23 protein-coding genes are annotated in these 19,019 nt (G+C 26.7%); 9 read left to right on the top strand and 14 right to left on the bottom strand.

Features of this window, described 5'->3' with window-relative positions:
- Positions 1-59 precede the first annotated feature (59 nt).
- Together dut and ACJJVY_RS14835 are read left to right on the top strand one after the other, a co-directional pair.
- On the top strand, positions 60-491 hold the full coding sequence (gene dut, locus ACJJVY_RS14840; protein ID WP_405610492.1) for a dUTP diphosphatase: 432 nt from the start codon (positions 60-62) through the stop codon (positions 489-491).
- 22 nt (positions 492-513) lie between these two features.
- Positions 514-666 carry a PspC domain-containing protein gene (locus ACJJVY_RS14835; protein WP_405610490.1) on the top strand — a complete coding sequence of 51 codons (153 nt, stop codon included), beginning with the start codon at positions 514-516 and terminating at the stop codon, positions 664-666.
- 4 nt (positions 667-670) lie between these two features.
- Here the strand turns inward: ACJJVY_RS14835 and ACJJVY_RS14830 are convergent, their stop codons facing one another.
- Positions 671-1,210: a GNAT family N-acetyltransferase gene (locus ACJJVY_RS14830; RefSeq protein WP_405610487.1), complete on the bottom strand. Its 540-nt coding sequence runs from the start codon at positions 1,208-1,210 to the stop codon at positions 671-673.
- 75 nt (positions 1,211-1,285) lie between these two features.
- A complete protein-coding gene (recA, locus tag ACJJVY_RS14825; RefSeq protein WP_405610484.1) occupies positions 1,286-2,293 on the bottom strand; it encodes a recombinase RecA in 1,008 nt (335 codons plus the stop codon).
- 112 nt (positions 2,294-2,405) lie between these two features.
- Between recA and ACJJVY_RS14820 the strand changes: the two genes are divergently transcribed.
- Positions 2,406-3,197, top strand: coding sequence for an aldose 1-epimerase (locus tag ACJJVY_RS14820; protein ID WP_405610481.1), 792 nt, complete (start codon positions 2,406-2,408; stop codon positions 3,195-3,197).
- Between the two features lies 1 nt (position 3,198).
- The gene (locus ACJJVY_RS14815; protein ID WP_405610478.1) at positions 3,199-3,768 is read left to right on the top strand and encodes a pseudouridine synthase; all 570 of its coding nucleotides are present in this window, start codon (positions 3,199-3,201) and stop codon (positions 3,766-3,768) included.
- A 155-nt stretch (positions 3,769-3,923) separates the two neighbouring features.
- Here ACJJVY_RS14815 and ACJJVY_RS14810 read toward each other — a convergent pair whose 3' ends face one another.
- From ACJJVY_RS14810 to rpiB, 4 genes are read right to left on the bottom strand one after another with little or no spacing between them, the layout of a single operon-like run.
- Positions 3,924-4,100: a hypothetical protein gene (locus ACJJVY_RS14810; RefSeq protein WP_405610475.1), complete on the bottom strand. Its 177-nt coding sequence runs from the start codon at positions 4,098-4,100 to the stop codon at positions 3,924-3,926.
- Between the two features lie 31 nt (positions 4,101-4,131).
- The gene (locus ACJJVY_RS14805) at positions 4,132-5,154 is read right to left on the bottom strand and encodes a putative zinc-binding metallopeptidase (RefSeq protein ID WP_405610472.1); all 1,023 of its coding nucleotides are present in this window, start codon (positions 5,152-5,154) and stop codon (positions 4,132-4,134) included.
- Positions 5,155-5,170: 16 nt separating this feature from the next.
- Entirely contained in the window at positions 5,171-5,611 is a 441-nt protein-coding gene (locus ACJJVY_RS14800) for a GNAT family N-acetyltransferase (protein WP_405610469.1), read from the bottom strand.
- Positions 5,612-5,627: 16 nt separating this feature from the next.
- Entirely contained in the window at positions 5,628-6,062 is a 435-nt protein-coding gene (rpiB, locus tag ACJJVY_RS14795) for a ribose 5-phosphate isomerase B (protein WP_405610466.1), read from the bottom strand.
- A 569-nt stretch (positions 6,063-6,631) separates the two neighbouring features.
- Between rpiB and ACJJVY_RS14790 the strand changes: the two genes are divergently transcribed.
- Positions 6,632-8,098, top strand: coding sequence for a T9SS type A sorting domain-containing protein (locus ACJJVY_RS14790; RefSeq protein ID WP_405610463.1), 1,467 nt, complete (start codon positions 6,632-6,634; stop codon positions 8,096-8,098).
- A gap of 3 nt (positions 8,099-8,101) precedes the next feature.
- Here ACJJVY_RS14790 and ACJJVY_RS14785 read toward each other — a convergent pair whose 3' ends face one another.
- Positions 8,102-8,275, bottom strand: a complete 174-nt coding sequence (locus ACJJVY_RS14785; protein ID WP_405610460.1) for a hypothetical protein — start codon at positions 8,273-8,275, stop codon at positions 8,102-8,104.
- A gap of 483 nt (positions 8,276-8,758) precedes the next feature.
- Here ACJJVY_RS14785 and rnr point away from each other — a divergent pair, with 483 nt between their 5' ends.
- From rnr to ACJJVY_RS14770, 3 genes are all read left to right on the top strand, one after another.
- Positions 8,759-10,978 carry a ribonuclease R gene (rnr, locus tag ACJJVY_RS14780; protein WP_405610457.1) on the top strand — a complete coding sequence of 740 codons (2,220 nt, stop codon included), beginning with the start codon at positions 8,759-8,761 and terminating at the stop codon, positions 10,976-10,978.
- A gap of 85 nt (positions 10,979-11,063) precedes the next feature.
- Positions 11,064-11,756: a head GIN domain-containing protein gene (locus ACJJVY_RS14775; protein ID WP_405610454.1), complete on the top strand. Its 693-nt coding sequence runs from the start codon at positions 11,064-11,066 to the stop codon at positions 11,754-11,756.
- A 61-nt stretch (positions 11,757-11,817) separates the two neighbouring features.
- Positions 11,818-12,003, top strand: coding sequence for a twin-arginine translocase TatA/TatE family subunit (locus tag ACJJVY_RS14770; protein WP_405610451.1), 186 nt, complete (start codon positions 11,818-11,820; stop codon positions 12,001-12,003).
- A 187-nt stretch (positions 12,004-12,190) separates the two neighbouring features.
- Here the strand turns inward: ACJJVY_RS14770 and ACJJVY_RS14765 are convergent, their stop codons facing one another.
- From ACJJVY_RS14765 to gltX, 6 genes are all read right to left on the bottom strand, one after another.
- Positions 12,191-13,078 carry a LytR/AlgR family response regulator transcription factor gene (locus tag ACJJVY_RS14765; RefSeq protein ID WP_405610448.1) on the bottom strand — a complete coding sequence of 296 codons (888 nt, stop codon included), beginning with the start codon at positions 13,076-13,078 and terminating at the stop codon, positions 12,191-12,193.
- A 10-nt stretch (positions 13,079-13,088) separates the two neighbouring features.
- Positions 13,089-13,970, bottom strand: a complete 882-nt coding sequence (locus tag ACJJVY_RS14760) for a LytR/AlgR family response regulator transcription factor (RefSeq protein ID WP_405610445.1) — start codon at positions 13,968-13,970, stop codon at positions 13,089-13,091.
- A gap of 21 nt (positions 13,971-13,991) precedes the next feature.
- Positions 13,992-14,309: a heavy metal-binding domain-containing protein gene (locus ACJJVY_RS14755; RefSeq protein ID WP_405610442.1), complete on the bottom strand. Its 318-nt coding sequence runs from the start codon at positions 14,307-14,309 to the stop codon at positions 13,992-13,994.
- A 2-nt stretch (positions 14,310-14,311) separates the two neighbouring features.
- Positions 14,312-15,241, bottom strand: coding sequence for an SPFH domain-containing protein (locus tag ACJJVY_RS14750; RefSeq protein WP_405610439.1), 930 nt, complete (start codon positions 15,239-15,241; stop codon positions 14,312-14,314).
- Between the two features lie 146 nt (positions 15,242-15,387).
- Positions 15,388-15,942, bottom strand: a complete 555-nt coding sequence (locus ACJJVY_RS14745; protein WP_405610436.1) for a hypothetical protein — start codon at positions 15,940-15,942, stop codon at positions 15,388-15,390.
- Between the two features lie 2 nt (positions 15,943-15,944).
- Positions 15,945-17,465 carry a glutamate--tRNA ligase gene (gltX, locus tag ACJJVY_RS14740; protein ID WP_405610433.1) on the bottom strand — a complete coding sequence of 507 codons (1,521 nt, stop codon included), beginning with the start codon at positions 17,463-17,465 and terminating at the stop codon, positions 15,945-15,947.
- Positions 17,466-17,558: 93 nt separating this feature from the next.
- On the opposite strand from gltX, the gene ACJJVY_RS14735 reads away from it, so the two are divergent.
- Complete coding sequence (locus ACJJVY_RS14735) at positions 17,559-18,116, top strand: hypothetical protein (RefSeq protein ID WP_405610430.1); 558 nt, start codon at positions 17,559-17,561, stop codon at positions 18,114-18,116.
- Here the strand turns inward: ACJJVY_RS14735 and ACJJVY_RS14730 are convergent.
- Complete coding sequence (locus ACJJVY_RS14730) at positions 18,113-18,949, bottom strand: hypothetical protein (protein ID WP_405610427.1); 837 nt, start codon at positions 18,947-18,949, stop codon at positions 18,113-18,115. The two genes, ACJJVY_RS14735 and ACJJVY_RS14730, sit on opposite strands and share 4 nt — an antisense overlap.
- Between the last annotated feature and the right edge of the window lie 70 nt (positions 18,950-19,019).

Raw genomic sequence — 19,019 nt, 5'->3', positions numbered from 1 at the left:
AGTTATAAAGAATCCATAGTTGATTTATTATATTTGTTAACAATCTATTTATATTAAAAATGAACGTACAAATAATTAATAAATCTAAACACGCAACACCTGCATACGAAACTGAAGGTGCAGCAGGTATGGATTTAAGAGCAAATATAGAAGAGCAAATAACTTTAAAACCTTTAGAAAGAGCCATTGTAAAAACGGGTTTATTTATTGCTTTACCTGTTGGTTTTGAAGCACAAGTAAGACCAAGAAGTGGTTTGGCTGCTAAAAAAGGAATTACTGTTTTAAATGCTCCAGGAACTGTAGATGCAGATTATAGAGGAGAAATTGGAGTAATTTTAGTTAATTTATCTAATGAAGATTTTGTTATAAATGATGGAGAAAGAGTTGCACAATTAGTAATTGCAAAACATGAAAGAGCCGTTTGGAAAGAGGTTGATGTTTTAAGTGAAACAGAACGTGGTTCTGGAGGTTTTGGTAGTACAGGCGTATAATTTATAAACAACAAAAATAATTATGATTTTAGGTGTATGTGAATGGCTAAGTACAAAAACTCAATTTTCAGCAAAAAATATTAGAATACTATTAGTTCTGTTAGTTTTATTTGCAGGTTTAGGTATTGGAGCTTATTTAATTTTATGGTTAGTAAAAATATTATCTAAGGAATAATTTATTATTCTAAAATTTTATAAACTTGACTCATTTTTCTTACTTTATCATACAATAAATCATAAGGTAAAAAAGTATGAGAATGATATTTATACCCTTGTTTTTTATAAAAATTAAAAGCTTGTGGCTGTTCATCCATAGCATCTAACCAGATAATTTTATATCCTTTTTCTTTACATTTATCTTCTAACCAAAGAAGTATTTTTTTACCAATTCCGTTTCCTTGTGTTTTTTTATGAAGATAAATTCGGTGCAATTTTACTTGTTTTTCTTCGGATAAATCCTCTAATTTTTCATCCCAAATAATTCTAAAATTACCAACAATTTCATTATCAAAAATGATAAAATAATAATCGGCAGTTTTAACAGATAACTCTTTTAGAATATTTTCTTTTGAGTATTGAGAGTTTACATACCAAGCTCCTTTATCTTTCCAAAAATGACTGTAAGCCAACGGATAAACTTCTTTCATCAAATTAAAAAGTGTTGATGAATCAGAACTTAAAATAGTTTTTAATTGTATATTTTTAGATAAATAAATCATACTATAAAAAATAAAAAACTGCCATAGATTAGTAAATCTATAGCAGTTTTAATATAACAGTTTAAATTTTACTACTTACTCTTGAGTTTCTATAGCAACTTTAATTTTACCTTCTAGTTCTTCTGCTAACTCTGGGTTGTCTTTTATCAATCCTTTTACAGAATCTCTTCCTTGACCCAATTTAGTGTCTCCGTAACTAAACCAAGATCCACTTTTCTTTACAATACCTAATTCTACAGCAATATCTAAAATTTCTCCTACTTTAGATATTCCTTCTCCATACATAATATCAAATTCTGCAATTTGAAATGGTGGAGCTACTTTATTTTTTACGATTTTAACTTTTGTACTGTTACCAATAACTCTGTCTCCATCTTTAATTTGCGTTCTTCTTCTAATATCTAAACGTACAGAAGCATAAAATTTTAATGCATTACCACCTGTTGTAGTTTCTGGATTACCGAACATTACCCCAATTTTTTCACGTAATTGGTTAATAAAAATAACTGTACAGTTAGTTTTAGAAATTGTACCTGTTAATTTACGCAATGCTTGCGACATTAAACGTGCATGAAGTCCCATTTTAGAATCTCCCATTTCTCCTTCAATCTCAGATTTTGGAGTTAATGCAGCAACAGAATCAATAACAACAATATCAATTGCACCAGATCTAATTAAATTTTCTGCAATTTCTAATGCTTGCTCTCCATGATCTGGTTGAGAAATGATTAAATTTTCTATATCTACACCTAAATTTTCTGCATAAAAACGATCAAATGCATGTTCTGCATCAATAAAAGCAGCAATTCCTCCTGCTTTTTGTGCTTCTGCAATTGCATGTAATGTTAAAGTTGTTTTACCTGAAGATTCTGGACCATAAATTTCTATTACTCTTCCTCTTGGATAACCACCAACGCCCAATGCCAAATCTAGTCCTAAAGAACCAGATGAAATTGCATCTATATCATCAACAGTAACATCACCTAATTTCATTACAGAACCCTTACCGTAAGTCTTATCTAACTTATCTAGTGTAAGTTGTAATGCTTTTAACTTTGCTGTTTTTTCTTTATCTGCTGCCATAAATCTTCCTAATTTTATTTTTAAATAAGTGCCACAAGTTACAAAAATATAAATCTTTTTTCCTAAAAAATAAATTACATTTTTATAGTATTTTTACGTAAAATTTAAAACAATGAGTTCAAAAATTTTATTAAAAAATACGAATAGCAACGTTACAATTGAAAAAGGAGAATTAATAAGTTTTCTAAAAGATAACAAAGAGTACATACACCAAAAAGGAAATAAAGGTTGGCGAAATTCTGATGACGAAATGTTTCCAGTAATTGGCCCAACTGCTAAAAATAATTTTAGAGTTCATACTAAAAATGGCGATGCAATTTTAGATCAGCACGGTTTATTACGCGAATTAGAATATTCTTTAGTTTCTTCGGATGAAAATTCGGCTAAATTCATCAAAAAATACACTAAAAATACACTTGTTAACAATAGCAAATTTCCTGTAAAATCTACTGAAGAAAACCTTTCTTGGCCTTTTGATTTTACTTTTGAAAAGTTTTTTACCTTAGAAAATGATGTTTTAAAGATTGAGTTTATCATCAATTCTGATGAAGGAATGCCTTTTATGTTGGGGTATCATCCTGCATTTATGTTGTCTGATACTGGTAATGAAACGTTAGAATCTGGTACAGAAAAAATTACTTTAAAAGATGTTTATAAAGCGGGTTCTAATGCTTTTCCGGTTTTAGGAACTAATAAAATCACCTTAAAAAATATTAATAGAAACGATTTAGAAATTACAACCAAAGGTTTTAATAATTTTATGTTGTGGACGGAGGTAGATAACATGCTTTGTATTGAGCCAATTACCCAATATACTTCTTATACAGATCAAAAATTTTCTGAAGAAAACATGTCTTTATCAACAGGAAAAAACAGTTTTTCTGTAACTATAAAAGTAGTATAATTTGGCAGAAAAACACCGTCATTTCATAATTCACAAACCTTGGGGAATGATTTCTCAGTTTGTAAATCCCGCAAAGCGGAAAAAAAAATTATTAGGAGAATTATATGATTTCCCAGAAGGAACCATGGCAATTGGTCGTTTAGATGTTCCGTCTGAAGGCTTACTTTTATTAACAACAGATGGCAAAGTATCCGCAGAAATTAGAAGTAATAAATACGAAAAAGAATATTACGTACAAGTTGATGGAATTGTTACGGAAAAAGAAATAGAGCAGTTACAAAACGGGGTAGAAATTGGCATTAACGGTAAAAAATACCTAACAAAACCTGGTAAATCTTTTATAATTGATGATCCTAAATTTCCATTAAGAAGTCAAAAAATTAGAGACGAAAGACACGGACCTACAAGTTGGTTTTCTATTATTATTAGAGAAGGTAAATTTAGACAAGTTCGTAAAATGACGGCTGCTGTTGGTTTACCAACTTTACGTTTAATTCGTGTTAGAATTGGTGAAATAAAATTAGAAAATTTAGAAGTTTCTGGTGTAAAAGAGGTAAATAGTTTTATGTAACATATATTACAAAATTAGAAATAAGATTTTTCTAATTTTGTAATATGAATGATTCTAACACAACTTTATACATTGTAGCAGCAGTAATTATTTTACACTTTTTAGTTGGTTTTGGTTATCTTATTTATAAAATGACCAAAAAGAAGGATAAATAATTATTTGTTCGTTTTCTTTTGATATTTATCAAAATACAAAGCACCTAACAATCCCACTCCTACGATTATACCACCTAAACCATCAAAAAAAACCTGAGTTTTTAAAATAGTATATATGGATAAAAAAATGGATGCAATGCTAATTGCTATTATAAAATACTGAAGTGGTTTACTCATAATTATTTTATTTACAATGTTTTATAAAAAATTAAGTCAAATTTACATTTGTATTAAACAACAAATTATGTATAAATTCTAATTTTTTATAAACTGGTTTTGGTATTACAAAAGGATAAATATCTGGTAAACCCATCGATCTATTCAAACTATTTGCTGCAGATGTTAAAGAGATACTTGCTTCAAATATTTTTTTAAAATTTTTAATTTTATAAGGATTTTTAAACTTTAATACTCTGTTATTTAAAACTAGATTCTTTTTATTTTTAATAGAAAAACCTATATAATTTGCGGTCTCTAAAGTATCCATTATATGTAAATAATGAGCCCAAGTTTCTGCCCAATCTTCCCAAGGATGAGAAGCTGCATAACTACTTATAAACTCTGAATTCCAATTTGGTTTTGCTCCATTTTTATAATGATTTTCTAATGCCACTCCATAATCTAAACGCTCATCACCAAACAAAGACCTAAATTTTTTAATATTGTTTTCTTTAAATAGTAAAGGCCAATAATAATGCCCAATTTCGTGTCTAAAATGCCCTAATAGCGTTCTATAAGGCTCATTCATCTGTTTTCTTAATAGCTCTCTATGTACAGAATCTGCTTCTTTAAGTATAATTGTAACAACTCCATTTGCATGACCAGTTCTTTTATTTTCATCATTATTTTCTGATAAAAAATCAAATGCAAGACCTTTTTCATGTACAATTTTAGAGTCTATCGGTAGTTTTAACTGTACTAATTGATAAACCAAACGATGTTTGGCAAGTTCTAACCTTTTATATTTATCAAAAGCATCAATATCTGCTTTGTTTGGTATTTTTCTATTTAAATTGCAAGCAACACAAAATTTACTATTAGAAGATGTATCTATTACCCAATTACAACTATTATGGTTGTAATTAAAACAATAAGTTAGATTTGATGCAAGATCAGGTATAGAAAAATTATTAATCAAATAATTATAACCTAATTTACTCTTACATTTTTCGCAACTTTCGTTTTCAAAAAATATAATATGATTGCATTTTGGACAATTAAATAGCTTCATAATTTTTATAATTTATTTATTTTCTATACATTCTAATATGCGGAATACCATCTTCTAAATACTCCTTTCCTACTTGAATAAATTGATGAGATTCATAGAACTTTTTTAAATATTTTTGAGCAGAAATGGTAATTTTATCAACCTTAAAATAATTTTTTATCGCTTTTATAGAGGCTTTCATTAAATCGTGACCATAACCATATTTACGCTCAGAAACTGCAACTACTACTCTACCAATACTTGCAGCTTCAAAATAATCTCCTGGTTTAAAAATACGTGTGTAAGCTATAATTTTATCCTCTTTTAAACCAAAAACATGTAAAGATTTTTGATCTTTAAAATCAATATCTTGATACACACAATCTTGTTCTACCACAAAAACTTCTGAGCGTAATTGTAATATTGCATACAACTCTTCTGTAGTTAATTCTAAAAAAGATTTTATTTTGATATTCATTTATAAAAAGAAATTTTTATCCTGCACAAGAAATTTTACCAACTCTGTTTTGGTGTCTTCCGCCTTCAAACTCTGTAGCTAAAAAAATATCTACAAAACCAATTGCTTGTTGTAAAGACACAAAGCGTGCAGGTATTGTAAGTACGTTTGCATTATTATGTTGTCTTGTTAGTGCTACTAATTCATTATTCCAACAAAGTGCTGCTCTTATACCTTGGTGTTTATTAGCAGTCATTTGCGCTCCGTTACCAGAACCACACAAAATAATTCCCATTTCTGCTTTACCAGTCTCTACAGCATCTGCTGTTGGATGTATTGCGTCTGGATAATCCATAGAATCGTTTGTATCGGTACCAAAATTTAGCACTTTATATCCTTTTTCTTCTAAATGTTTTATAATTTCGAATTTATATTCTGTTCCTGCGTGATCGTTACCAATGGCAATTGTCATAATAAATTGATTTTTATTGTATTGTAAGTCGCAAAAATACAGAAACTAAGGGTTATCAACAGTTATAAACAATCAAAAAAATAGCTTTTTTAATAACAGTTTAATTTTTAACTCTTTATCTATATTAAGCAAATGTTAAGAAGTATCAGTAAAGTCTTAAAACTTTTTTTGGTAAATTAAAATATTATTACAATACAAGCTACCTATTGATATATGCAACTTTTTTTATGAGTTTTTGATAAAAGTTTATCAACATAAAATTTACAATTTGTTTACATAGATTTTAATGTTAACTATTAAGAATTTCTGGTTAACTACTGTTTATAACTATTGTTAATAACTCGATATTTTAGTTGATTTTAAAGCTTTTAAACTACTCATAACATGTAAATGCTTTTTAATAACTCAAATATTAAAATAAAAAAGTAAAAATTTATAGTAGCTATTCACAGACTATTATAAACATCATTGTTTTTTAAAAATTTATAAAAGAAAAATTATTATTATATAGAATGTTTATAAGTAGGTAAATTTAAAATTATATTTATCTTCACTTTAAAAATTAAAATATGAAAAAATTATTACTTTTTATTTTATTTCCTTTCTATCTTTTTGGACAAACTCAAATTGGACAAGATATTGATGGGGAATCTGCAGGAGATTTTTCTGGGCATTCTATTAGTTTAAGTTCAGATGGAAATATTTTAGCTATTGGAGCTATTGATAATGATGGAAATGGAATTAGCTCTGGTCATGTGCGTATTTTTAGAAACAATAATAATGTTTGGGAACAAATAGGGAGTGATATTGATGGTGAAGGATCTTATAATCAGTTTGGTGTTTCAGTAAGTTTAAGTTCAGATGGAAATACTTTAGCTGTTGGGGCTCCATTAAATAGTTTAACTGGTGGTGGATTTGAATCTGGTCATGTTAGAATTTACCGTAATAATAATGATGTTTGGGAACAAATAGGAGATGATATTGATGGACCAGAAAGTAGTTATTCAGGTAATTCAGTAAGTTTAAGTTCAGATGGTTCTATTGTTGCTATTGGAATACAAAATTATTCTGATAATACTAATTTTTTACCTAAAGTAGGTCAAGTACGTATTTACCGAAATAATAATAATACTTGGGAACAAATTGGAAATAATATTAATGGTCAAACTGCTTATGATTATTTTGGTGAAGTAGTAAGTTTAAGTTCAAATGGTAATATTATTGCAATTGGAGCAAGTAATAATGATACAAATGGATTATCATCTGGACAAGTTAGGATTTATAAAAATATAGATAATTATTGGACTCAAGTAGGTAATGAAATTAATGGTGATAATATTGGTGCTTCATTTGGATCATTTATTAGTTTAAGTTCAGATGGAAATATTTTAGCTATTGGAGGATCTATGGTAACTGAAAATGGTGATTTTACAGGTAAAGTAAAAGTTTATAAAAATATAGATAATAATTGGGTTCAATTAGGTAATGAATTTATTGGAAGTCCAGCTAATAGATTAGGTTCTTCTGTTGAATTAAATTCAGATGGAAGTATTATTGCAATTAGCTTAGAATATGCTAATTTTTTTAAAGGATTAGTTAAAATTTATAAATTTATAGATAATAATTGGATTCAATTAGGAAATGATATTATTGGTGAGTCAGAATCTGATCAATTTGGTTCCTCATTAAGTCTAAGTTTTAATGGGAATATAATAGCTATAGGAGCTATTTATAATGCGGAAAATGGTACAGATTCTGGTCATGTAAGAGTTTATGATTTAAGTGTAGTATTAAGTACTGAAGAAAGTAATGTGTTTAATTTTTCTATGTATCCAAACCCATCTAAAAATAAATTTAATATTGAGTTATCAAGCGAATTAATAATTAAAAAAATTGAAGTTTTTAATAGTATTGGTCTATTAGTAAAAACTGCACAGAAAAAAGAGATAACAACTTCAAGTTTTGCAACTGGCATTTATTTTGTGAGAATTACAACAAATAAAGGAAAAGCAATAGAAAAGCTAATAATAGAATAAAAATTAAGCAGTTTTCTTTTCTGTTTTTAAAAGATATAGAGTGTCTTTTTGTATTTCTACGCTTTTGTTTACAACTTCACTTTTATTTAAAGAGGTATTTACAGTTATTACAGTAGCATAAATGCCTGCAATAAATATAAAAAGGAATAAAGCAATAATTTTACGTAAATTTTTCATCAGTAATGGTAACTTCTTTTTAATAAAGACGTTTAATTTTATAAAACGTTACAATAAATTTAAGATTTTTTTAACTTTTTTCATTTAATTTTATGGTTTATTATTACTTAAAACCTTTGGATAATAGCCACTGTTAAAGTTTTTTGTATACATTTGCAGTGTTATTTTGTTATTTACATTTTGAATGTAACTTCTTCACCAATTAAAATAACGTTTCTAAATCGTTTTAAGATAGCTTTGTATATCAAGTTTTACTAAAGTATTTAGAAAAATTACATCAAAAAAAAGAAAAGTCTAAACTGTTATTATTAAAGATAAATTTAAAATTTACAGATTTTTTTGTAATTATTTATCACAATAATCAGACTTAAAAACAAACAACTAAAAGAAAACTAAACACAATTTTTATTGATAACTGTTTTTTAATACAGATTAAGATTTAATAATTGTATTTTAGTATCAAATAAATAGAAGTAAGAATTAATGACAAGAAAGAAAAAAAGAATTTTTAAAAAGAAAGGTAATGTTGTAAAAGACTTGACCAAAAATATATTTAGAATTTTAAATGAAGACAGCGAAAAGTTTTATAATTATAAACAAATAGCTGCAAAATTAAAAATTTCTGATACTGATGGAAAAACCCAAATAGTAAAGAAATTGGCAGAATTAACTGCAACCAAAAAAATTAAAGAAATAGATAGAGGTAAGTATCAAATAAATAAAGATAGAAAATATTCTGTAGGAGTTTTAGATATTACATCTAATGGAAACGGATATTTTGTAACGGATGATTACGAAGACGATATTTTTATACCAAATATTAACTTAGGTAAAGGTTTACATAACGATACTGTTAAAGCATATGTATACAAAAAACGAAGCGGAAAAAAATTAGAAGCAGATGTTGTAGAAATTATAGAACGTTCTAAAACTGAGTTTGTAGGTGTTTTACAAAAAAATAAAAACTTTGGTTTTGTTATACCAGATAACAACAAAATGTATGCAGATATTTTTATCTCTCAAAATAAAATGAATGGGGCAGAAGATGGAGATAAAGTACAGGCAACTATTACAGATTGGCCGCAAAATTCTAAAAACCCGTTTGGTAAAATTACTACTGTTTTAGGTAAACCAGGAGATCATAACACAGAAATGCATTCTATTTTATTAGAATACAATTTACCTTATGAGTTTGAGCCAGAGGTAGAAAAAGAAGCAGAAAATTTACCAATAGAAATTACCGAAAAAGAAATTTCTAAACGTAGAGATATGCGTAAAGATTTAACTTTTACCATAGATCCAAAAGATGCTAAAGATTTTGATGATGCATTATCATTCACAAAATTAGAAAATGGTAATTACGAAGTAGGAATTCATATTGCAGATGTATCACATTATCTACAACCAAAAACTATTTTAGATGATGAAGCTTATGATAGAGCAACATCTGTTTATTTAGTAGATAGAGTAGTGCCAATGTTACCAGAAATGTTAAGTAATGGTGTTTGTTCTTTAAGACCAAATGAAGAAAAATTAACTTTTTCTGCAGTTTTTGAAATCAACCAAAAAGCACAAGTAGTAGGGGAGTGGTTTGGTAGAACTGTAACGTATTCAGACCAACGTTTTGCATATGAAGAAGCACAATCTATTATAGAAAATTGTAAACTTTCTGATGATATTCAGCCTTATACAATGCCTTTAGAAACTTCAATTATAGATAAAGAATACCAAGTTACTCCAGAAATTGTAGAAGCAACTTTACAATTAGATAAATTGGCAAAAGTTCTTCGTAAAAAAAGAATGAAACAAGGTGCCATTTCTTTTGATAGAGTAGAGGTAAAGTTTAATTTAGATGAAGAAGCAAACCCAGTAGGTGTTTTCTTTAAAACTTCTAAAGATGCTAATAAATTAATTGAAGAATTTATGTTGTTGGCAAATAGAAAAGTAGCAGAATTTATTGGTTTTTCTAAAGGAAAAGCAACTAATAAAACCTTTGTATACAGAGTACATGATGAGCCAGATGTAGAAAAATTGGCATCGCTACAAAACATTATAAGTAAATTTGGATATAAAATTAATACAGACACAAAAGAATCAACCTCAGAATCTTTAAATCAGTTATTAAATGATGTAAATGGTAAAGCAGAATCTAATATGATAGAAACTTTAACTATACGTTCTATGTCTAAAGCGGTCTATACAACTCAAAATATTGGTCATTATGGATTGGCTTTTGATTATTATAGCCATTTTACGTCGCCTATTAGACGTTATCCTGATGTAATGACACATAGATTACTTCAACATTATTTAGATGGCGGAGAATCGCCAAAAGCAGATTTGTATGAAGAAAAATGTAAACATTCTTCTAAAAGAGAAGAATTGGCATCTAAAGCAGAAAGATCATCTATAAAATACATGCAAGTTAAATACATGCAAGATCATAAAGATGAAATTTTTGATGGTGTAATTACTGGTGTTACAGAATGGGGTATTTATGTAGAAATTTCTTCTAATAAATGTGAAGGAATGGTTAGAATTAGAGATATAAAAAGTGATTATTATATTTTTGATGAAAAGCAATATGCTATTGTTGGGCAGTCTACAAAACATTTATACCAGTTAGGTGATGATGTTAAAGTTAGAGTTAAACATACAGATTTAGAAAGAAAGCATTTAGATTTTTCGTTAATTGAAGATTAAAATTTTAATAGTTTTGTAATAATATATCAATTATATGGTTTATATAATGGTATAAATTTTGATTTTAACCACATAAATATTAATAATGATGAAAAAAATAATTTATATATGTGCTTTATTATTTAGTTTTAATTTATTAGCACAATCAACGGTAACAAAAGTTTTAGGTGATTATTCAGTTTTAAAAGTTTATAACGGAATAAAGGTAGAGTTAATAAAATCTATTGATCAAAAATTAGAAATTACTGGAGAAAAATCTGAAATGGTAAAAATTAAAACTGTAGACAATACTTTAAAATTGACTTTACCTTTTTCTTTAAAGCCAGAAAATAACTCTGCAGATGGTAAAGTTTTAGTAAAACTATTTTATAATAAAGATATTGATGTAATTGATGCTAATGAAGGTGCTACTATTACCAGTACAGGTTTCACACAAAATAAATTAGAAGTAAATGCCCAAGAAAGAGCGCTTATAGATTTATTTGCAACTATAAAGTATCTTAAAGTTAGAACTTCTTCTGGAGGGATTGTTAAATTATCTGGTACAGCAGATAACCAAGAAGTAGATGTAGACTTGTATGGTATTTATAACGGTTATGATATGAAAATTTCTGGTAATTCTAATGTAAAAGCTGGTACAGGTGCAAAAGCAGAAGTTTTAGCAGGAGAAACTTTAAATGCAAAAGTTGGTTTTGGTGGATCTATTTTTTATAAAGGAAACCCAGAAGTTATTAAAGATAAAAAAGTAATAGGTGGTACAATTCAAAAAAGGAATTAGGCTTTTAAATAAATTACTATAATAACCTTTTTTGTATCTTTGTTTTTTAAAATTATATAAAATGAACAGTTTGGCTATACATTTTGGATTTGTAAGTGGTCCTCAGATCGCAATAATAGTTGTTGTAATCTTATTATTATTTGGTGGTAAAAAAATACCAGAATTAATGAAAGGTTTAGGTGGTGGAATTAAAGAATTTAAAAACGCTGCTAAAGAAGATGATGATAAATTAGAAGATAAAAAATAAGAATATTTACTTATTTTTTTAATTATAAAAAGCTCAATTTGTATAAACAAGTTGAGCTTTTCGGTTTCTTAAATTAAAAATTCCCCCAAATTTTCAATTTAATATTTAAGCAGTGCAAATATAGTTTTCAAAACTATATTTATTAAAAATTTGTTATAAATAGGAAGATTTGGGATAAATGGGAAACCTATTTTAGTAAGTTTTTTAAAGAATTTTTAGAAAAACTTCTAGAAACAGGTATTTCGAACGGAATTACATCAGAAATTAATAAATAACCTCTTGCGTTTCCTTTAATATCTTTTATAAACTTAGTATTTATTATATAAGATTTATGACAGCGGATTATATTATTGTAAGTTTCTAACTCTTTATTTATATTAGTCAAAGTTATTCTTAGTATTGTTTCCTTTATACCTTTTTTATGATCTGATAAAAGAAAAAAACTAGCATAATTACCTTGAGAAGTAATATAAACTAAGTCTTTAATTTTAAAATTAATTTGCTCCTTTTTATTATCAGAATATATTGTTATATACTCTTGTAATATTAATTTTTTATGCTCTTTTTTTTGTTTTTTTATTAAAATATTAATTGTTTTTACTGCTTTTTTTTCTCTTTTTTCTCTGATGTTTTTTTCATTTAGAAAAATAAAAATTACTACCGGTAATGTACCTACCAAATAAGAGTAAAATAAATATCGTAAATAACTTATAGTTCCAAAAGAATGAAAGCTTTTAAGTAAACTACCAAAATACCAAAGGCAACTACCAGTTACGAAAATACCTATTATTATTAAAAATAAATTTCTACCAATAGTCCAATTATCTTCATGAAAATAATTTTTAAATAAAATTGGAGGAACAGAAAGAATAAAAAAGATACCTAAAAAGGTAACAAAGCCTATAAAAGCTGTGTATTGTAATACTATACCAACAAATGAAGCTAGATAAAAAGGTTTAAAAATATATAGAAAGAGAAAAACAAATAATCCCATAGATATGCTAACTTTAACCTTAAACTTAAAAGAAGGATTAAAGTAATATGGTGTAGAAAGCCAAGAATATATCTTTTTCATAAAGAATAGATTAGTAAATTAATTTTTCTAAATCTTCTTTTTTAAAATTTCTAGAAACTGGTATTTCTATTAAAATTTTATTAGATTTTAAGAAATATCCTCTTGCATTTCCAGAAATAGCATTAATGAAATAAGTATTTACAATATAAGATCTATGACAACGAATAACATTATTATAACTTTCTAATATTTCATTTATTTTTGTTAATGTTATTCTTAGTATAATTTCTTTTAAATCTTTTTTATATTCCGTTAAAAGAAAAAAACTAGCATAATTTCCTTGAGAAGTAACGTAAACTAAATCTTGAATTTTAAAATTAATAGTTTCTTTTTTATTTTCTGAGTATATAGTAATAGATTCTTTTATGATTATTTTTTGCTCTTTTTCTTTACTCTTTTTTAAAATATTAATATCCTCTGCTCTTTTTTTTCTTTTATCTCTAACATTTCTTTCATTAAAAAAAATGAATAAAATAACAGGAAATGTACCTAAAAGATAAACAAAAAGTAAATATCTAAAATAAGCGATACTACCAAATCCATAATAACTTCTGTATAAGTTACCTAAATACCAAAGAGCACTTCCATTAATAAATAATCCTATTTTTATTAAAAATAGATTTCTACCAATAGTCCAATTATCTTCATTAAAATAATTTTTAAAAAATAGAGGAGGTATAGTGAGTACAAATAATATTACTAAAAAACTAATAAGACCTATAAATGAAGTGTATTCTAATATTAATCCAACAAATGAAGCTATGTAAAATGGTTTAAAAAGGTATAAAAAGAGGAAAACAAATAACCCCATAAATACACTTACTTGAAATTTAAATTTTAAAGAAGGATTAAAATAATAAGGTGTAGATAGCCAATTAACTATTTTTTTCATAAAAAACTAATAATCAATATACTATATTTTTACCGCAGTTCCAGAAGCTGTTACCATCAACATGCCACCATTAGGTCCAACAGTTTCGTAATCTAAATCTACACCTACAATAGCATTTGCACCTAAAGACAAAGCTATTTCTTTCATTTCTTTTAAAGCAGAATCTTTGGCTTCTCTTAAAACCTTTTCATAAGAACTAGATCTACCACCAACAATATCTCTTATCCCTGCAAAAAAGTCTTTAAAAATGTTAGCACCTATAATTGTTTCACCAGTTACAATTCCTAAATATTGGGTAACGGGTTTATTTTCTATAGTAGGAGTTGTTGTAATAATCATAATTAATCGTTTTTTTCTTTAAGTTTTGCATTTTTCATAGCTTCTCCTATTTGATTACTTGCGGTAAAACTAGCAACCATATCGTTTAACATTTGGCTACCTGCTTGTGGTGAATTAGGTAATAATATTAAATTACTATTTGTTTCTTGTCCTATAGATTGTAAGGTGTCATAATGTTGTGTTACAACAATTAAAGCAGAGGCTTCTTGACTATTTATACCTACTTTATTTAATACTTCTACACTTTCTTCTAAACCACGTGCAATCTCTCTTCTTTGGTCTGCAATACCTTGTCCTTGTAAGCGTTTGCTTTCTGCTTCTGCTTTAGCACGCTCTACAATTAAAATACGTTGTGCATCTCCTTCATATTGTGCAGCAGTTTTTTCTCTATCAGCAGCATTAATCCTATTCATAGCTTCTTTTACTTGAGCATCAGGGTCTATATCTGTAACTAATGTTTTAATAATATCATAACCATAAGTCATCATTGCATCGTTTAATTCTGTTTTTACTGCAATAGCAATATCGTCTTTTTTTACAAAAACGTCATCTAATTTCATTTTTGGTACTTCTGCTCTTACAACATCAAATACATAAGAAGTTATCTGATCGTGCGGATAATCTAATTTGTAAAAAGCATCGTAAACTTTGTCTTTTATCACTTTGTATTGTACAGATACTTTTAATTTTACAAATACATCGTCTTTAGTTTTTGTTTCTATAATTACATCTAATTGTTGAATTTTTAAACTTAATCTACCTGCAATTCTTTGTACTCCCGGAATCTTTAAATGAAATCCAGATTGACGAATACTTGTAAACTTACCAAATGTTTCTATGATTGCCGCAGTTTGCTGTTTAACAATAAAATAAGAAGCAAAAAGTACAAGCCCAATAAGAATTATTACGATAATAGGTACTGTCATAGTCATTTTTTTTAAGTGAAAAATTTATTATTTGTAAATATAGTAATTTTTAATCTGTTAATTATTTAACCAAATTTTACCAAAGTGTTATTTTTTCCACAAAAAAACCTGTTAATATTATTAACAGGTTTTTTTAAATATAGATTATATAGTTATTCTATTTCAGGTTCAAAAATTTTATAGATTTTTTTATTGTACTTAATCCATTTATTATATTTTTTTTCTGAAAGTAAACTTTTCATAGAAGCAATTAATTTATCGTCTTCTACTTTAAGTGTGTTAGAAAATGGTTTTAAATCTTCTATCATTTTCTTTTGAACGTTTACTTGATCGGAATAATCTCCAGTTTTTCTTGCATTTTTCTGAAAATTATCAATCATATCTTTACTACTTTTAATTAAGAAACTATTTATTCTAGTAATATCTTTAGTGTCTTTATTATATTTAGTTAAAATTTTAGAAAACTCTTTTCCTTCTTCTGATGATAATTTTACTCCAGATTTTTTAGCAGCTTTTTCAATATCATAAGTAACAATACCTAAGTATTTTTCTATAGGAAAATCTGGTTCTGCTGCTTTTTGCTCTATTTGTGGTTGCATCATTTGTCTTTGACGCTGTCTGCTGTTATTTCCATAACCATATCCACTATATTGTGCTTGAATATTAAAAGCAAAAAATAAAATTAAAAGAAGGATTAAATTTTTCATAATTATAGTTTTTCGATTGCGTTTTCTAGTCTTTTTAAAGTTTCTTCTTTACCAATCATTGCAATAATATCAAATAAATGTGGTCCTGCTAATTTACCAACCAAAGATAAACGTAAAGGTTGCATTACTTTACCAAAACCAATTTCTTTAGCAGTAATCCATTCTTTAATTTCTTTTTCTGTGTTTTCTGATGAAAAATCTTCTATATTAGAAATTATGGTAATTAATTCTTGCATTAATTCAGGTGTTCCTTCTTTCCAGTTTTTCTTACTTGCTTTTGCATCGTAATCTGTTGGAGTTTCAAAAAAGAAACTAGATAAATCCCAGAAATCATTTACAAAAACAGCTCTTTCTTTTATAGATGAAACTACTTTTAAAACAAATTCTTTGTCTTTTGTAATTCCTTTTTTAGCTAAAATAGGTAAATATAAATCTGTCAATTCTGCATCAGACTTTGTTTGCATATATTGTTGATTGAACCATTTTGCTTTATCTGGACTAAATTTTGCTCCTGATTTACTAACTCTTTTTAGATCAAAAGATTGTATTAATTCTTCTAAAGAAAAAAGTTCTTGTTCTGTACCAGGATTCCATCCTAAGAAAGCTAACATGTTTATAAAAGCATCAGAAAAATAACCATCTTCTTTATATCCACGAGAAACATCGCCAGTAACTTCATTTGTAAATTCTAAAGGAAAAACAGGAAAACCTAATTTATCTCCATCTCTTTTACTTAATTTACCTTTACCAACTGGTTTTAAAATTAATGGTAAATGTGCAAATTTTGGTGCATCCCAACCAAAAGCTCTGTATAATAAAACGTGTAATGGCATAGAAGGTAACCATTCTTCTCCACGAATTACGTGTGTAATTTCCATTAAATGATCATCAACAATATTTGCTAAATGATAGGTTGGCATTCCATCTCCTTTAAATAAAATTTTATCATCTAAAGTATTGGTATCAATTTTAATATTACCACGGATTTCATCTTCCATTCTTAAAAGCTCATCTTGTGGAGATTTAAAACGGATTACATAATTTTCGCCAGCGTTTATTTTAGCTTGTACTTCATTTTCAGTTAAAACTAAAGAATTTACTAAATCTCCGCCATTTCTATTATGCCAATTATAAATAAAGGTTTTTCCTTCTGCTTCATGTGCTTTTCTGTGTGCATCTAATTGCTCAGAAGTATCAAAAGCATAATATGCCCAACCAGAATTTATTAAAATATCCGCATATTCTTTGTATAACTCTTTACGTTCTGATTGTCTATATGGACCAAATTTTTCATTGGTGTTTGGTCCTTCATCAAAAGGAATATTACACCATTTTAAGGCATCAATAATATATTGTTCTGCATTTGCAACATAACGAGTTTGGTCTGTATCTTCTATACGTAAAACAAAAGTTCCGTTATTTTTTTTAGCAAATAAATAATTATATAAAGCTGTTCTTACACCACCAATATGCAAAGGTCCTGTAGGACTTGGGGCAAAACGAACACGAATGTTAGATTCCATTTTTTTCTATTTTTTGATAGCGCAAAGATAGTTTTTAAAAGAGAAAACAGAAATTAGAGAAAAGAAAAAAGATTGTATTTTTATAAGATGAAAATGAAAAACCATTGTGATTTATGTGATCATCAAAAATTAAGTTTACAAAAAGGTAATTTATGTGGTTTAACTGATAAAAAACCTGAATTTAATAAGACTTGTACTCAAATAAAATTTTGTGATAATTTATTAGATATTTTAGAAAATATTATTGTTGATATTGAAGATTACAAACTTTCAAAAAAAGATGTTTTTAATAATCTTATTTTAGGAAGTATTATTGGTATTTCTTTGTTGATATGTGGTTATTTAGTTTTTAATTATTTTTTTAATAATAGTTATAGAGTTTCTTATGATCATAGTCCTAGAGCTTTTTTTAATTATATAGCTTTTCTAATAATTACCTCTGGTAGTTTTATTTTTTCAGGTTATTCCTTTATTAAAAAAGCAATAGTTAATTTTCGTGAACATAAAAAATATTTAATAATTTTAGAAAATTCTAAACTAAAAATTGATAAAGTTCTAAATTTATACAATCAAAAATATAAGTATAAAATCGAATTTGATAAAGAAGTTCATGGAATTCAAGAAATTGAAGTCAATATTGAATTAATCTAAAACTTTTTATAAATCCCCACAGATAAAGCAACTTGTTTAGCAACATTATTCCCAAAAAAAGCGGCTGGTAAACTTGCAGTAAGTCCAAAATCGTTTTTTAACTCTCCAATAGCTTTTACTCCTACAACTCCGTATTCTTGATTATTAACATATAAAGAAGTAATTAAGTTTTTATCAGATAAAAGAACTTTTCCATTTTCAAAAGACTTTTCTATATCTAAGAAACCTATCAACCAAATATTTTTAAAAATTTTATTACCAAATTCTCCTCCAATTTTAAAGTTAGAACTGTAATTGTTAGTTCTAATTTTAGCTCCGATAAAAGTTTGTAAATAAGAGTTACCAAAACTTTTTCCAACAGAAAATAGGGGAGTAAACGTAATTGCATTGTAACCAGTTCTTATACCTGAGTCTTCATCAAAAGAACTTGTATTAGTTTCTATAGATAATTGACCCGAAAGCAACCAATCTTTTTTATAGAAATTATGTTTTACACCAATTTCTATATTTCCTAAAGCAGTTTTATTGTTTTCAATTGAATTACATGGAGTAGTTATGCAATTTATATTTTGTTCAAAAGAAATTGATTTTAAAGGAATATTTACTAATAAAGTTGTGTTGTTTGTAATTCCGTATTCATTATAAAGTTGTACTGTATGGTCTGATATTTTTCCGTTTATTGAATAATCAGGATCACCAAAAAATTCATCATAATTACTTATTGACGTAAAAGACAATTGTGTGTAAAATTTTCCTTTTTCTTGTGTCCAAGGTCCTTGCGCAAATGCAGATATACTAATTAATAAAAAAAGAAGTTTAGTTATTTGTTTCATTTTAGTTAATTTTTAACTTTAGTTGTACTTATTATTAATTACTTACAAAATTGGTTTTAACAATTATTTG

Source organism: Polaribacter sp. Asnod1-A03 (genome assembly GCF_045063585.1).
Classification (GTDB): Bacteria; Bacteroidota; Bacteroidia; order Flavobacteriales; family Flavobacteriaceae; genus Polaribacter.
This window is presented reverse-complemented; position numbering and strand designations above follow the sequence as displayed.